The sequence below is a fragment of the Arthrobacter sp. G.S.26 genome, assembly GCF_050847375.1.
Lineage (GTDB): Bacteria > Actinomycetota > Actinomycetes > Actinomycetales > Micrococcaceae > Arthrobacter.
In genome coordinates this window covers 3,086,556-3,100,055 of record NZ_CP193752.1, presented here as the reverse complement: position 1 = coordinate 3,100,055, position 13,500 = coordinate 3,086,556, and the positions used below count along the sequence as shown (strand labels likewise).

13 protein-coding genes are annotated in these 13,500 nt (G+C 67.2%); 7 read left to right on the top strand and 6 right to left on the bottom strand.

Annotated elements, in window-relative coordinates:
* Nucleotides 1–4: 4 nt before the first annotated feature.
* From ACRB8A_RS14225 to ACRB8A_RS14210, 4 genes are all read left to right on the top strand, one after another.
* Entirely contained in the window at nt 5–1,390 is a 1,386-nt protein-coding gene (locus ACRB8A_RS14225; protein ID WP_056596894.1) for a cystathionine beta-synthase, read from the top strand.
* Nucleotides 1,391–1,412: 22 nt separating this feature from the next.
* Nucleotides 1,413–2,576, top strand: a complete 1,164-nt coding sequence (locus ACRB8A_RS14220) for a cystathionine gamma-synthase (protein ID WP_050685351.1) — start codon at nt 1,413–1,415, stop codon at nt 2,574–2,576.
* A 71-nt stretch (nt 2,577–2,647) separates the two neighbouring features.
* Nucleotides 2,648–3,151 (top strand): winged helix-turn-helix transcriptional regulator, encoded by a 504-nt coding sequence (locus ACRB8A_RS14215; RefSeq protein WP_056596897.1) that lies wholly within the window; start codon nt 2,648–2,650, stop codon nt 3,149–3,151.
* Nucleotides 3,148–4,473, top strand: a complete 1,326-nt coding sequence (locus ACRB8A_RS14210; RefSeq protein ID WP_050685349.1) for an MFS transporter — start codon at nt 3,148–3,150, stop codon at nt 4,471–4,473. The genes ACRB8A_RS14215 and ACRB8A_RS14210 overlap by 4 nt, the downstream gene beginning before the upstream one ends.
* Before the next feature lie 75 nt (nt 4,474–4,548).
* Here ACRB8A_RS14210 and ACRB8A_RS14205 read toward each other — a convergent pair whose 3' ends face one another.
* The 3 genes from ACRB8A_RS14205 to ACRB8A_RS14195 are packed head-to-tail and all read right to left on the bottom strand — an operon-like array spanning nt 4,549 to nt 7,693.
* Entirely contained in the window at nt 4,549–5,454 is a 906-nt protein-coding gene (locus tag ACRB8A_RS14205) for a carbohydrate ABC transporter permease (protein WP_056596902.1), read from the bottom strand.
* Nucleotides 5,451–6,413 (bottom strand): carbohydrate ABC transporter permease, encoded by a 963-nt coding sequence (locus tag ACRB8A_RS14200; protein ID WP_050685347.1) that lies wholly within the window; start codon nt 6,411–6,413, stop codon nt 5,451–5,453. The genes ACRB8A_RS14205 and ACRB8A_RS14200 overlap by 4 nt, the downstream gene beginning before the upstream one ends.
* The gene (locus ACRB8A_RS14195; protein ID WP_235504648.1) at nt 6,410–7,693 is read right to left on the bottom strand and encodes an ABC transporter substrate-binding protein; all 1,284 of its coding nucleotides are present in this window, start codon (nt 7,691–7,693) and stop codon (nt 6,410–6,412) included. The genes ACRB8A_RS14200 and ACRB8A_RS14195 overlap by 4 nt, the downstream gene beginning before the upstream one ends.
* Before the next feature lie 207 nt (nt 7,694–7,900).
* Between ACRB8A_RS14195 and ACRB8A_RS14190 the strand changes: the two genes are divergently transcribed.
* On the top strand, nt 7,901–8,512 hold the full coding sequence (locus ACRB8A_RS14190) for a TetR/AcrR family transcriptional regulator (protein WP_050685345.1): 612 nt from the start codon (nt 7,901–7,903) through the stop codon (nt 8,510–8,512).
* Between the two features lie 46 nt (nt 8,513–8,558).
* The gene (locus ACRB8A_RS14185) at nt 8,559–9,329 is read left to right on the top strand and encodes an SDR family oxidoreductase (protein ID WP_056596904.1); all 771 of its coding nucleotides are present in this window, start codon (nt 8,559–8,561) and stop codon (nt 9,327–9,329) included.
* Between the two features lie 60 nt (nt 9,330–9,389).
* Here the strand turns inward: ACRB8A_RS14185 and ACRB8A_RS14180 are convergent, their stop codons facing one another.
* Genes ACRB8A_RS14180 through ACRB8A_RS14170 form a run of 3 tightly spaced genes read right to left on the bottom strand, consistent with a single transcriptional unit; the run spans nt 9,390 to nt 12,687 of the window.
* Entirely contained in the window at nt 9,390–10,892 is a 1,503-nt protein-coding gene (locus tag ACRB8A_RS14180) for an APC family permease (RefSeq protein WP_432244905.1), read from the bottom strand.
* On the bottom strand, nt 10,889–12,100 hold the full coding sequence (locus ACRB8A_RS14175; protein WP_432244904.1) for a glutathionylspermidine synthase family protein: 1,212 nt from the start codon (nt 12,098–12,100) through the stop codon (nt 10,889–10,891). Before ACRB8A_RS14175 ends, ACRB8A_RS14180 begins: the two co-directional genes overlap by 4 nt.
* Before the next feature lie 2 nt (nt 12,101–12,102).
* Nucleotides 12,103–12,687, bottom strand: coding sequence for a hypothetical protein (locus ACRB8A_RS14170; RefSeq protein ID WP_050685341.1), 585 nt, complete (start codon nt 12,685–12,687; stop codon nt 12,103–12,105).
* 146 nt (nt 12,688–12,833) lie between these two features.
* On the opposite strand from ACRB8A_RS14170, the gene ACRB8A_RS14165 reads away from it, so the two are divergent.
* Complete coding sequence (locus ACRB8A_RS14165) at nt 12,834–13,490, top strand: MOSC domain-containing protein (protein WP_050685340.1); 657 nt, start codon at nt 12,834–12,836, stop codon at nt 13,488–13,490.
* The last annotated feature ends 10 nt before the right edge of the window (nt 13,491–13,500 follow it).

Genomic DNA, 13,500 nt, shown 5'->3' with positions numbered 1-13,500 from the left:
GGTTATGAAGTATGCCCAGTCCATCCTGGACCTCATCGGCAACACGCCGCTTATCAAACTCAACCACGTCACGGGTGACACCAAGGCCACCGTCCTGGTCAAACTCGAGTACCTGAACCCCGGCGGCTCCATCAAGGACCGCATCGCCGCCCAGATGATCGAGGACGCCGAGCGGGACGGCAAACTCCAGCCTGGGGCCACCATCGTGGAACCCACGTCCGGCAACACCGGGGTGGGACTGGCGCTGGTAGCCCAGCAAAAGGGCTACAAGTGCGTTTTTGTAGTCCCGGACAAGGTGGGCGAGGACAAGCGCGCCGTGCTGCGCGCCTACGGGGCCGAGGTGGTGGTCACGCCCACCGCCGTGCCGCCCGACAGCCCGCAAAGCTACTACGGCGTCTCGGACCGGATCGTGCGCGAGACCCCCGGCGCCTACAAGCCGGACCAGTTCTCCAACCCCGCAGCCCCGGAGAGCCACTACCGCACCACCGGGCCCGAAATCTGGAACGATACGGACGGCCGCGTCACCCACTGCGTGATCGGCGCCGGCACCGGCGGTACCATCACGGGCACCGGCCGGTACCTCAAGGAAGTCTCGGCGGACCGGGCAGCGGCCGACGGCGGCCGGGTCAGGATAATCGGCGCGGACCCGGAAGGTTCGGTCTACTCGGGCGGTACCGGACGGCCGTATTTCGTCGAAGGCGTGGGGGAGGACATGTGGCCCGGAAACTATGACAAGTCCATCCCGGACCAGGTGATCGCCGTCAGCGATGCCGACTCGTTCGACATGACCCGCCGGCTGGCCCGGGAGGAAGGCCTGCTGGTGGGCGGCTCCTCGGGCATGGCTGTGGTGGCCGCGCTGAAAGCCGCGAAGGACCTGCCCGAGTCTGCCGTCGTCGTCGTGATCCTGCCCGACTCCGGCCGCGGCTACCTGGCGAAAATCTTCAACGACCAGTGGATGCGCTCCTACGGCTTCCTCTCCGGCGGCGAGGAAACCTCCGTGGGCGAGGTCATCAAAACCAAAAACGGCGAACTGCCTGACCTGGTGCACATCCATCCCAACGAATCCGTCCGCGATGTCATCAACATCATGAACGAGTTCGGCGTCAGCCACATCCCCGTCCTGTCGCAGGAACCGCCGGTGGTGATGGGCGAGGTCCTCGGTGCCGTGGACGAACGGACCCTTACCGCCAAGCTGTTCCGCGGCGAGGCGAAGCTCGCGGACAAGATCTCCCAGCACATGGGCCCCAAACTGCCGGTGATCGGGTCCCTGGAAACCATCTCCGCGGCCAGGGAGATGCTCTCCGACGTGGATACGGTCATGGTCACGTTTGTGGGCGCGCCGGTGGGCATCCTCACCCGGCACGACCTCCTGGCCTATCTCAGCAACTGACCTGCACCCGAAAAGGAGCAACATGTCCCTCCCGGAAAACCAAGGCTTCAACACCCGCGCCGTGCACGCCGGCCAGGCTTTCGAGCCGCGCACCGGCGCCGTGGTCCCGCCCCTGCACTTCAGCTCGACCTATGCGCAGGACGGCATCGGCGGCCTCCGCGCCGGCTACGAATACGGCCGCGGCGGCAACCCCACCCGCGACGCCCTCCAGGAACAGCTCGCTGCCCTGGAACGCGGCACGCACGCGTACAGCTTCAGCTCAGGGCTCGCCGCAGAGGACTCCCTGATCCGTGCCCTCACCCGCCCTGGCGACCATATTGTGCTCGGAAACGACGCCTACGGGGGCACCTACCGGCTCATCAGCCGGGTGTTGGGCGACTGGGGAATCGGAAACACCCCGGTGGACATGGCCAACCTGGACGCCGTCCGGCAGGCCGTCGAAGCCAACAACACCCGGCTCCTCTGGGTGGAGACGCCGTCGAACCCCATGATGAAGATCACGGACATCGCCGCGCTCGCAGAGATCGCCCATGCCGCGGGGATCCTGCTGGTGGTGGACAACACGTTCGCGTCCCCCTACCTGCAGACCCCGCTGGACCTGGGGGCTGACGTGGTGGTCCACTCCACCACCAAGTACATCGGCGGCCACTCGGACGTGGTGGGCGGTGCGCTGGTGGTGAAGGATGCGGAGCTGGCGGAAAAGATCGGTTTTGTGCAGTTTGCCGTGGGCGCGGTGTCCGGACCCATGGATGCCTTCCTCACCACGCGCGGGCTCAAAACCCTGGGCGTCAGGATGGACCGGCACAGCGACAACGGCCAGGCCGTGGCCGAGTGGCTGCTGGGCCGGCCCGAGGTGGAGGCGGTCCTGTACCCGGGCCTGCCGGACCACCCAGGGCACGAGCTGGCCCGGAAACAGATGCGGAAGTTCGGCGGCATGGTTTCGGTGCAGTTCAAGGGCGGCGAGGCGGCGGCGCGGAAAGTGGCCGAGTCCACGTCCGTCTTCACCCTCGCCGAGTCCCTGGGTGGCATCGAGTCGCTGATGAACTACCCGTCCGAAATGACGCACGCCTCCGTGAAGGGGACCGAACTTGCCGTCCCGGTCAACCTCCTGCGGCTTTCCTGCGGCATCGAGGACGCCGAGGACCTGATCGCGGACCTGGAACGGGCCTTCGCCACCCTGCGCTGACAACGGGGCCCGCCCGGACCGTCTTGTGATCGACTCTGGCTTTCTTCAAGAAAGTCAGCTACGGTGCCGTCATGGTACTTCGATCCGACCTTTCCGGGCGGGCCTGCAGCATGGCCCGGGGCCTGGACATCCTGGGTGATCCCTGGAGCGTTTTGGTCCTGCGTGAGGTGTTTTTTGGCAACGGCCGCTTCGGCGCCATCAAGGCCAAGGTCCAGGTGGCAGACTCGGTGCTCACCCGGCGTCTGACAGGCCTCGTGGCTGCCGGGCTGCTGGCCAGGCAGGAGTATTCCGACGGCGGCCGCACCAGGACAGAGTACGTCCTCACGCCCATGGGCGAGGACGCCCTCCCGGTGCTGAACGCCGTCGCGATCTGGTCGGAGAAGCACCTTCCGGCGCCGGCTGCCGACGCGCACATGTACGTGGTCCATTCCGGTTGCGGGCAGCGCACCGTATCGGCAGACACCTGCACCGCGTGCGGGGAACCGCTCACGGCCGCCACCACCAGCTGGCACAGCCTGTCCCGGTCCGCTCAGCCCACCGGGCTGGCCACTGCGGCCTCCGGTGCACCCGCGTGAGCACGCCGCCGAAAGACAGGTCCCAACCCGGCGCCGCCGTGGGCAGGCGACAGCTCCATCCGGCCTGGATTGTGGCCGCCGTCGCGTTCCTGGCGCTGGTGGGGGCCGCAGGGTTCCGCGCCGCGCCCGGCGTGCTGATGGTTCCCCTGCAGCAGGAGTTCGGCTGGTCCCTGACCGTCCTGTCCGCAGCGGTCAGCATCAACCTCGTCCTGTTCGGGCTCACGGCCCCTTTTGCCGCTGCGCTGATGGAACGCTTTGGCATCCGGGGCGTCACGGCTACGGCCCTGGTGCTGATCGGCCTCGGCAGTGCCCTGACAGTGTTCGTCAACCAGTCCTGGCAGATCCTGCTGACCTGGGGCGTCCTGATCGGGTTGGGGACCGGCTCCATGGCGCTGGTGTTTGCGGCCACCATCGCCAACACGTGGTTCGTCAAAAGCCGGGGCCTGGTGATTGGCATCCTCACGGCCGGCAGCGCCGCGGGCCAGCTGGTGTTCCTGCCGTTCATTGCCATGCTGGCGCAGGATCCCGGCTGGCGGCAGGCCTCCCTGCTGATTGCCGCCGGAGCCCTGGCCGTGGTGCCCCTGGTGCTGAAGTTCCTGAAGAACTCCCCGGCGGACGCGGGGGTGCTGCCTTACGGCCAGGACCCGGCCGCCGTACAGGAGCCGGCGCCGCAGGACGGGCCACGGGTCAACGCCGCAGTCCGGGCACTGCAGGCACTGCGCCGGGCCAGCAGGGTCCGGACATTCTGGGCGCTGGTGGCTGGCTTCGCCATTTGCGGTGCCACCACCAACGGCCTGATCGGCACCCACTTCATCCCCTCAGCCCATGACCACGGCATGCCGGAAACCACCGCGGCGGGCCTGCTCGCCGTCGTCGGCATCTTTGACATTGTGGGGACCATCGCGTCCGGCTGGCTGACCGACCGGTTCAACCCGCGGGTCCTGCTGGCCGTCTATTACCAGTTCCGCGGAATTGGCCTGCTGGTGCTGCCGCTGCTCCTGAACGCGGAAATCCAGCCCAGCATGATCGTGTTTGTGGTGATCTACGGGCTGGACTGGGTGGCCACCGTGCCGCCCACGGCCGCCATCTGCCGCGAGACGTTCGGCGCGGACGGCAGTGTGGTGTTTGGCTGGGTCTTCGCGGCGCACCAGCTGGGTGCCGCGGCTGCGGCGCTCGGTGCCGGGGCCATCCGCGAAGCCACCGGGCAGTACACCTACGCGTGGCTGGGGGCGGCAGCGATGTGCACGGTGGCTGCGGTCATCAGCGCCACCATCAGGAAGCCTGCGCCCAGCCGGGAGCCCGAGCCCGCCCCCACCCCCTAGTTGCGCTATCACTTATGGTCCCTAAACCGGGGGTTTAGGGACCATAAGTGATAGCGCAACGGGAGGGGAGGGGGGTTACTTGACCGAGCCTTCCGTCAGCCCGCCGCGCCAGAACCGCTGCAGGACCACCATGGCGATGCCCAGCGGGATGATGGACAGCAGGACGCCGCCGGTGGTGAGTTCGTAGAACTCGGGCAGCCTGTCAACCTGGCTGAGCCAGTTGTTCAGTCCCAGGGTGATGGGATAGAGGCCGGAATCGGAGAGCATCACCAGGGGCAGGAAGTAGTTGTTCCAGATGCCCACCAGCTGGAACAGGAACACGGTGACCAGCGCCGGGGTCAGCACCCGCAGGCCGATGGTGTGGAAGATCCGCAGCTCACTGGCCCCGTCCAGCCGGGCGGCTTCGATGAGGGACGTGTCCACAGTGGCTTGGGAGTAGATCCGGCACAGGAACAGCCCGAATGGCGAGACCAGGGAGGGCAGCAGCACGCTCCAGTAGGTATTGGCGATCCCCATCTGGCTGAACAGCAGGAACAACGGCAGTGCGGTGGCCGTTCCCGGGACGAGGACGCCGCCCAGGATGGTGCCGAACACCAGGTTCCGGCCGCGGAATTCGTACTTGGCCAGGGCGTACCCGCCGGCGGCAGCGAAGTAGGTGGCTGCCAGGGCGCCGACGCCGGCATACAGTACCGAGTTCAGGAACCACTGGAGGAAGATGCCGTTGTCGTAGGCCAGGACGCGGGAGATGTTTTCCCACAGGGAGAACGTGGGGGCGAACCAGAAGCCGTTGGTGCCGAACAGATCCTCGGTGGATTTGGTGGCGGCAACCACCACCCAGTACACCGGGACCAGGAAGTAGAGGGCCACCACCACCAGCAGGGAGGTGACGATGATGGTGGAGGATCGCCGCTTGCCGGCGGAACGGTCCGGTGAACTGGCTGGCGCGGTCAGCTTGCGCGGGCGGGTGGCGGTGGTGGTCATGATGACTTCCTGTTCGAGAATTTGAGGAAGGCGAAGGAGAGCGTAAAGGCGGCAATGGCAATCAGGACGGCCTGGGCTGCGGCGACGTTGTAGTCGTTGTAAGCGAAGGCAGTGGTGTAGGCGCTCAGGTTGGGCGTGTACTGGCTGTCAATGGCCGGTGCCACGGTCTTGAGCACCTGGGCTTCGGCGAAGAGCTGCAGGGTGCCGATGATGGAAAACACGGTGGTCAGGACCAGGGCCGGCCGGATCAGGGGCAGCTGGATGCTCAGCGCCACCCGGAGCGTGGAGGCTCCGTCCACTTTGGCGGCTTCGTAGAGTTCCACGGGGATGGACTTGAGCTGGGCCACGATGATCAGCATGTTGTAGCCCGTGTAGCTCCAGATCACGATGTTGGCGATGGACCACAGTACGGTGTCAGGGCCCAGGAAATCCGGTGTGAGCCCAAAGGTTCCGGCAAGGTCCACCAGCGGGCTCAGGCCCGGCACGTAGAGGAAGGACCACAGGATGGTGGCGATCACGCCTGGGACGCCGTACGGGAGGAAGTAGGCCGCCCGGAAGAATCCGGGCCATTTGGCGGAAGCGGATTCCAGCATGAGTGCCAGCACGGTGCAGAGGACAATCATCACCGGGACCTGCACCACGCCGAAGAGCAGCATGCGCCCGATCGAGGCGACGAAGCTTCCATCGGCCAGGGCCTGGGCGTAGTTGCCGAACCCGGCGAAGCTGGTGGTCACACCGGCCTCGCCGAAGAGTCCGCCGCGGGTCACCTTGGTGAAGCTGGACCCTATTGCCACAACGATGGGCAGCAGGAAGGTAAGGATGAACAGGGCGAGGAACGGTGCCAGGAGGAGCCAGGGTGCCCGCGCTGCTGCGCCATTCCGGCGGCCGCGGCTGGGCACGGGCGAGGGGGTGGCTGCCGGGGATGCCCGGCGCTTCTCGGTCTGCGGCGTCGCGGTCATGACGCCTCCTTTCGGATGCTGAGGCCCTTGTTCCGGAAAACGGTCATGATCTGCTGTTCAGCGCTCACCACGGAATCCACCAGGCTGATGCCTGAGGGTTTCCTGCGGAACCCGTCGCTGAGGATGTTGAAGGACTGTTCGGTGACCGGCCACCAGGACCAGTCCTGGTTTTGCCGGGTAGCGGCGGGGAGGAAGACTTCCTCGTTGTAGCGCTGGCCGCTGAAGAACGGCGACGGTTCAAGCCGCGGGCTGCCGATGAAGCCGGGGGAGGGGGACCAGCCGATGCCGCTGTTCTTGATCTCGGCGTCGATGCCTTCCTTGGAGGAGGTCATCCAGACGGCGAATTCCAGTGCCTCCCGGGGGTGCTTGCTGTTGGCGAAGACCGCCGCGGTGGAGCCACCCAGGAAGGTGGAGCCGAACCCTGTGGTGCCCCACGTGGGCATGGGCGCCACCCGCCATTTGCCTTCGCCGCCGCTGACGCCCTGGACCAGGGCATCACCCCAACTGCCGGAGGTGGCCGCAGCGATGGTGCCTTTGGACGCCGCAGCGAACCAGCCGGGAGTGAAGGCGCCGAATCCGGTTTCCACGAGGTCATCCGTGATGGCTTTGTCGAAGAAGCGGGCAGTGTTGAGGGTGGCGTCGTCCGTCATGTTGATGACCCAGCCGTCCTCCTCCGCCCGGAGCCACCTCGCGCCGGCCTGGGTGGCGAACGCGGTGAACACTGACGCGTCGCCCAGCGGGAAGGTTTCCAGGTAGGCGCCGCGGCTGCGCAGTTCACGCGCGACGGCGGCCCACTCGTCCCAGGTGGTGGGCGGCGTGGCACCCACGGTTTCCAGGACGGCCGGCTGGTAAAACGTGGCCATCGGACCGGAGTCCTGCGGGATGCCGAAAACGCCGCCCGCGTAGCTGACCTGGCCCCAGAGGGTGGGGTCGTAGCGGGGAGCGAATTCCTGAGCGCCGTACCGGGAGATGTCCACCAAGCCGTTGACCAGCATAAATTCCGGCAGGGAGCGCAGCTCAACCTGCCCCAGGTCCGGTCCGCCGCCGGCTGCGAGCGCTGAGTACAGCTTCTGGTAGCCGCCCACGTTGCCGCCGGGGATCCATTCCACCTTGACCTGGACGCGGGGGTTGGCGGCATTCCAGATGTCCACAACGTTCTGGATGTCCTTCAACCAGGCCCAGTAGGTCAGGGTGATGGTTTCCCCGGCAGCGGCGGGAATCACCGGCTGGGTGTTCACGGATGCGGTACCCGGTGTTGCGCAGCCAGTGAGGAACGCCATGGTGGCGGTCCCCAGGCCAGCTCCCAGGAGTTGTCGTCGCGATAGTTGTTGCGCCATCTGCCTTCACCTCGTTGTGTCCGAAAAAGGGCCCTCGAGTGTGAAGTGCAGCACCCCCGGTGGCAAGTGGAAGACACGCTAGCACAAATTCGAGTAGCCGCTCGAATTTCGCGGGGCACCTTTTGCTGCGCGCCTGTACACTCGCTTTTTATGAGCACAAAGACGGGCAGCGACCCTGCCCGGCGCGGCCCTTACGCGAAATCCACCCAACGGCGGGAGGCCATCCTCGCCGCCGCCCACTCGGTGTTCGCTGCCCGGGGCTACCGCGGTGGGACCCTGCAGGACGTCGCGGACCGGGCAGGGATGAGCCAGACCAGCCTGCTGCACTACTTTCCGTCAAAGAGCAGCCTGCTGATGGCGGTGCTCACCTGGCGTGACTTCATCAGCGGGGACGGGACGCCGGTAGCCGGCCTCGAGGAGACCATCGTGGATGCGGTGCTCCGGCAGGTCCGGTTCAACGAAGGAGTGCCCGGCGTCCTGGAGCTCTACACGGTCCTGTGCGCGGAGTCACTGACGGACGCCAACCCGGGCCGGCAGTTTTTTGTGGACCGGTTCGAGCGGCTCCGCAGCAGCTATGCCCGCCAGTTCAACGGACTCGCCGCGGACGGGCGCCTCCGTCCGGGGGTGGACCCGGAGGTTGCGGCAGCGTCCCTGATTGCCCTGTGGGACGGAATCCAGACCCAATGGCTGCTGGCCCCGGGCAGCGTAGATATGTCCGAGTGCCTCAGCGGGTACCTCCGGCTGGTGATGCTGCCGGACTGACGGCCGGGCACCGAACGGCCACGCGCGGTCCTACTAGGCTGGAACCATGGACTCTCCCGCAGAAGGCGCCCTCCGCAAGACTGCCCTGGTCACCGGCGCGGGAAGGCTGGCAGGCATCGGCGCCGGCATCGCCCGGCAGCTCGCGGCTGACGGCTGGGACCTGGTGCTGTCCTACTGGCAGGCCTACGACGCCCGGATGCCGTGGGGCAGCGAACCGGAGGATGTGGTCCGGCTGACGGCGGAGCTGGAGGCCATCGGAGCGCAGGTCCACCTGCTGCCCGTGGACCTGGAGGATCCGGCCGGTCCGGGACAGCTGATGGCAGCGGCCGTGCAGGCTGCCGGGCCGCTGCAGGGGATGGTGCTCAGCCACACCGAATCGGTGGACTCCGGAATCCTGGACACCACTGTCGAGTCCTTCGACCGGCATTTCGCCGTCAACACCCGCGCCAGCTGGCAGCTCATCGCGGCGTTCGCCCGGCAGGCACCGGACGACGGCGGCGCCATCGTTGCCCTGACCAGCGACCACACAGCGTTCAACCTCCCCTACGGGGCATCCAAGGGCGCCCTGGACCGGATCGTCATCGCCGCCGCCCGCGAACTCGGTGCGCAGGGCATCTCAGCGAATGTCCTCAATCCCGGCCCCGTGGATACCGGCTGGATGGACGACACGGTGCGGGACGCCGTCGTGCGTCACCAGCCCACCGGCAGGCTGGGCACCCCGGCGGACGTCGCCGGGACCGTGGCGTTCCTGCTGTCGCCGGCGGGCCGGTGGGTGTCGGGCCAGCTGATCAAGTCCGACGGCGGCTTCTCGGCGTAGCCACCCAACTGGCTCGCAGTTGTTGTCGTTTTGAGCCCCCAAAACGACAACAACTGCGAGTTACTTGGGGTGGGCGGACCCCGTGAAGTACCCCCGCGTCGACGGCAGGAACCGGCACACCGCGGCCAGCACCACACCCAGGGCCAGCAGCACCACGCCGCTGATGAAGGCGCCGCCGACGCCGAAGATGCTGGTGTCGCCATACGCGGGGTCCCACATCTGCACCGCCGAGATGAAGAACGCGGCGGTCAGGACCAGTGCGCCCAGCAGCGGCAGGATGCCGCGGAACCACAGGTTCCGGGCCGAATCGCGCAGGGTGCCGCGGAAGTACCAGAAGCAGGCGAAGCCGGTGAGCGCGTAGTAGAAGGCGATGAACAGGCTGATGGCGCTGATGGAATCGGCCAGCAGGTTCTCGCTCAGGAAGCTCATGGCCACGTAGTACACCGCCGCCGCGCCGCCCATCACCTGGGTGGAGAACCCGGGCGTCTGGTTCTTCGAATGAACCTCGCCGAATTTCGCCGGCAGCGCCCCGTGCACCCCCATGGACAGGGTGCCGCGGGCAGTGGGCAGGATGGTGGTCTGCGTGGAGGACAGCACCGACGCCAGCACGGCCACCACCATCAGCCAGCCCCACGGCCCCAGCACCACGTCCTTCATGGCCAGGAAAACATCCGCCTGGTTGGCTTCGTTGCCCAGCCCGATGCCGTCCGGGCCCACCGTGGCGTACATCATCACCAGCAGCGCCACGGAGACGTAAATGGCCACCAGTACGACGGCGGAAATCACCGCGCCGCGGCCCGGTGTGGTGGCGGGGTTCTCCGTTTCCTCGTTCACGGCCAGGCAGGTATCCCACCCCCAGTAGATGAACAGGGCCAGCAGGGCGCCATGCACCACGGCCCCCGGATCGGCAAAGGCGCCGGCCGGGTTGAACCACTCGAAGTCGAACGCCTGGCCCTCCGGCGGACCGGCCGTGATGCGGATGACGATGGCCAGGGCGAAGATGCCCAGCGCGATGTACTGGACGTAGGTCAGGACCCGCTGGACGTGTTCGCCCAGCCGGATGCCGCGGTAATTCACCAGGGTCATCAGGACGATGAACAGCAGGCCGGTGCCCGTGACCACCACTTTGTTGCCCGCCAGGGAGCCGTCGCCGATCAGCAGCCACAGGTACTGCCCGGCCACCTGGGCCAGGTTGGCCAGGACCACAATCCCGGCGAGCGCCACACCCCAGCCGCCCAGCCAGCCTGCCCACGGCCCGAAGGCACGCTGGGACCAGGTGAAGGTGGTGCCGCAGTCCGGCATGGCGCTGTTCAGTTCCCGGAACGCGAAGGCGATGAACAGGACGGGGATGAACCCCAGCAGCAGGATCAGCGGCGTGTAGTTGCCGTTGATGGCCACGATGAGGCCCAGGGTTGCGGCCAGGGAGTAGACCGGGGCCGTGGACGCCAGCCCCAGCATGACGGAGTCGCCCAGGTCCAGGATGCCTGCCCGGAGGCCCTTGGCGGGGACGCCGGCGCCGGGCGCACCGCCCGGGCCTCCCGCCGTTGTGGTTTCCGTGCTCATAGTGCGATCCCTGCCTTGCTGGTGTTGGCCTGGGCCGAAAGCGGCGCGGGCGCGTCGATGGTGTTGGGCACAAAGCGGCAGAAGTAGTCGGTGATGGGGCCGTCCGATTCGCGGATGCCGCAGCCCACCGATTCGCCGTCCACCACCCACAGGCCCAGGACCGGGTGGTTGCCGTCAAAATCCGGGAGCTGGTGGTACTGCTGGTAGCACCAGCCCTCACGGCCGTAATCGCCGGGCTGGTCCAGGCTGATGCCGTTGGCCTGGATCCGGATGTTGTCCCCTTCGCGGCCGTGCAGCGGCTTGGCCACCCACTCCTTCAGCGGGCCGGGCCCGTCCAGGTAGGCCGGGAGCAGGTTGGGGTGGTCCGGGTAGAGATGCCAGAGGGCGGCCAGCAGGGCCTTGTTGGAGAGCAGCATCTTCCACGCGGGTTCCACCCAGCGCGGGTTGTGCGAGCGTTCCAGCAGACGGTGCCCGAACGGCTCCTTCATCATGAGCTCCCAGGGGTACAGCTTGAACATGGTGCTGATCATGAAGTTGTCCATGTCCACGAACCGGTTCAGGTTGGGGTCCCAGCCGATGTCCGACATGTTGATGCCGATGGTGGTCCACCCGGCCTGGCTGGCCACGTCCCGCATGTACGCGGCGGTCATCCAGTCCTCACCGGATTCCTCCACCTCGGAATGGGCAATGTGCAGGGTGCTCATGCCCGTGCGGTACTGCACCTTTTTCCACTGCCGGATGAGGGCCTCGTGGATGCCGTTCCACTGGTCCTTGGCAGGGAACACGTCCTGCAGCCAGAACCACTGCGCCACGGATGCCTCGATCAGGCCCGTGGGAGTGTCGGCGTTGTACTCGAGCATCTTGGCCGGTCCGCCGTGGCCGTCATAGATGAAGTCGAAACGGCCGTAGACGTCCACGTCCGCGGCCAGCAGCGACTCGCCGGCAAGCTCGAGGGCCTGTTGGCCGATGCCGATCCCGCCCATGGCACCAGTGGCCAGGTACTTGGCGGCTTCCAGGCACATCCGGTGCATTTCTTCGGCAGTGTTTTCGAGGGTTTCCACCTCGTCCGCGGTGAACTCGTAGTACGCGGACTCGTTCCAGTATTCGATCTTCCGCCCGTCGTCCATGGTGGTGGTGGAGAAAACCAGGCCCTGCTCCTCGATCTTCTCTTTCCAGCCGGGTCGGGGCACGGAGGCAATCCGCCGCACGTTCAGCCGCCCACTTTGGTGCCGCCGCTTTTGGCGGAGGTGCCGAATCCGCCCCGGTCAACGGTCCCGCCGCTGGACTTGTAGCCCGTGGCGGCCTTGGCGCCGCTGGGAACGGTGCGCGTGTAGTTGGGGGCGGTGGACCGGTTCTGGCCCACCGACGGGACGGTGGCCCCCCGGGAGTAGAAGTACCAGGCGTAGATCCCGCCGCTGCGGCCGGCGGAACTGTCGCAGCTCCTGTCCTCCACGCGCTCGCCGGTTTCGTCGTTGAAGCAGACCTGCGCGTATTCGGGATCGTCCTGGTTGCTGGCCACCACGGCGGTGATGGTGCCGGCCAGCAGCGCGGTCACGCCCAGGCCCACCACCACGGTGCGCCGCTGGGAACGTTTTTTGCGGGCGGCGCCCTCCTTGGCTTCCTTCTCCCGGTCCTGCGCGAACGGGTCCACCGTGGCCACGGGTTCGTTCAGCAGGTCGGGGCGAAGCTCAGGCTTGGGGACCTGCCACGGCGGTGGCTTGGGCGAGCTGCCCTTGCCGGCCTGGGCGTCGCCGCCACCAGCCTGGCCGGGTTCCGGATCTTTGTTCGGGTCCAATGGTCCCCCTCTGTAGTCCACGCGAAACGGGCACAGCGCTGCACCCCCAATAGCAATCCTGAAATCAGCGTAGTCCCTGGGGGTTCAGGCGGCGAGCAGGAAACAGGGGAGAACTGCCCATAGTTGCCGGGACCTACACTGGAGCCATGGAAACCCCGTCCCTCCTTGCCGTGTGCCGAGTCCATCAGCTCCTGCCCGACGCTTCAAGTGTGGGCGTGACTGCCATCGACAAGCGGGCGGCGGACGGCCCGGTCAAGGTCCACCGGCTGGGCCTGCAGGGCGACATCCAGGCCAACCGGGTCCACCACGGCGGCCCGGACCAGGCCCTTTACGCCTACTCCCAGGCGGACGCTGACTTCTGGGCAGACGAGCTGCAGCGGGACATGCCGCCCGGAGTTTTCGGCGAGAACCTGCGGGTGGCGGGCCTGGACGCCACCGGAGCCGTGATCGGCGAACGCTGGAAGATCGGCCTGGATGTTGAGGTGGAGGTTACCTCCCCCCGCACGCCCTGCGCCACGTTCCAGCGGCGCCTGGGCGAGGCCCGGCTCGTCAAGCGGTTCACCGAGGCGGGCCGGGTGGGCGCGTACCTCCGGGTGCTTCGCACCGGCACCATCCAGGCGGGGGACCACATCCACCGCACTTTCATCCCCACCCACGGCATCACGGTGGGCCAGTGGTTCAGCGCGCCGGACGCCGAGGCCATGGAGGCCTTGAAGGATGCAGACGCCGACGGCGAGATCCGGCTCCAGCAGCCCGAGTTCAGGAAGAAGTTCGAGGCGCTGCAGCGGCAGCTTTCGTCCTGACTCCGCCCCC

Excerpts from the sequence above, each read along its gene's own strand:
- ACRB8A_RS14225 (WP_056596894.1), top strand. The coding sequence starts at position 5 with ATGAAGTATGCCCAGTCCATCCTGGACCTCATCGGCAACACGCCGCTT.
- ACRB8A_RS14220 (WP_050685351.1), top strand. The coding sequence starts at position 1,413 with ATGTCCCTCCCGGAAAACCAAGGCTTCAACACCCGCGCCGTGCACGCC.
- ACRB8A_RS14215 (WP_056596897.1), top strand. The coding sequence starts at position 2,648 with ATGGTACTTCGATCCGACCTTTCCGGGCGGGCCTGCAGCATGGCCCGG.
- ACRB8A_RS14205 (WP_056596902.1), bottom strand. The coding sequence starts at position 5,454 with ATGACCACCACCGCCACCCGCCCGCGCAAGCTGACCGCGCCAGCCAGT.
- ACRB8A_RS14200 (WP_050685347.1), bottom strand. The coding sequence starts at position 6,413 with ATGACCGCGACGCCGCAGACCGAGAAGCGCCGGGCATCCCCGGCAGCC.
- ACRB8A_RS14195 (WP_235504648.1), bottom strand. The coding sequence starts at position 7,693 with ATGGCGTTCCTCACTGGCTGCGCAACACCGGGTACCGCATCCGTGAAC.
- ACRB8A_RS14190 (WP_050685345.1), top strand. The coding sequence starts at position 7,901 with ATGAGCACAAAGACGGGCAGCGACCCTGCCCGGCGCGGCCCTTACGCG.
- ACRB8A_RS14185 (WP_056596904.1), top strand. The coding sequence starts at position 8,559 with ATGGACTCTCCCGCAGAAGGCGCCCTCCGCAAGACTGCCCTGGTCACC.
- ACRB8A_RS14180 (WP_432244905.1), bottom strand. The coding sequence starts at position 10,892 with ATGAGCACGGAAACCACAACGGCGGGAGGCCCGGGCGGTGCGCCCGGC.
- ACRB8A_RS14165 (WP_050685340.1), top strand. The coding sequence starts at position 12,834 with ATGGAAACCCCGTCCCTCCTTGCCGTGTGCCGAGTCCATCAGCTCCTG.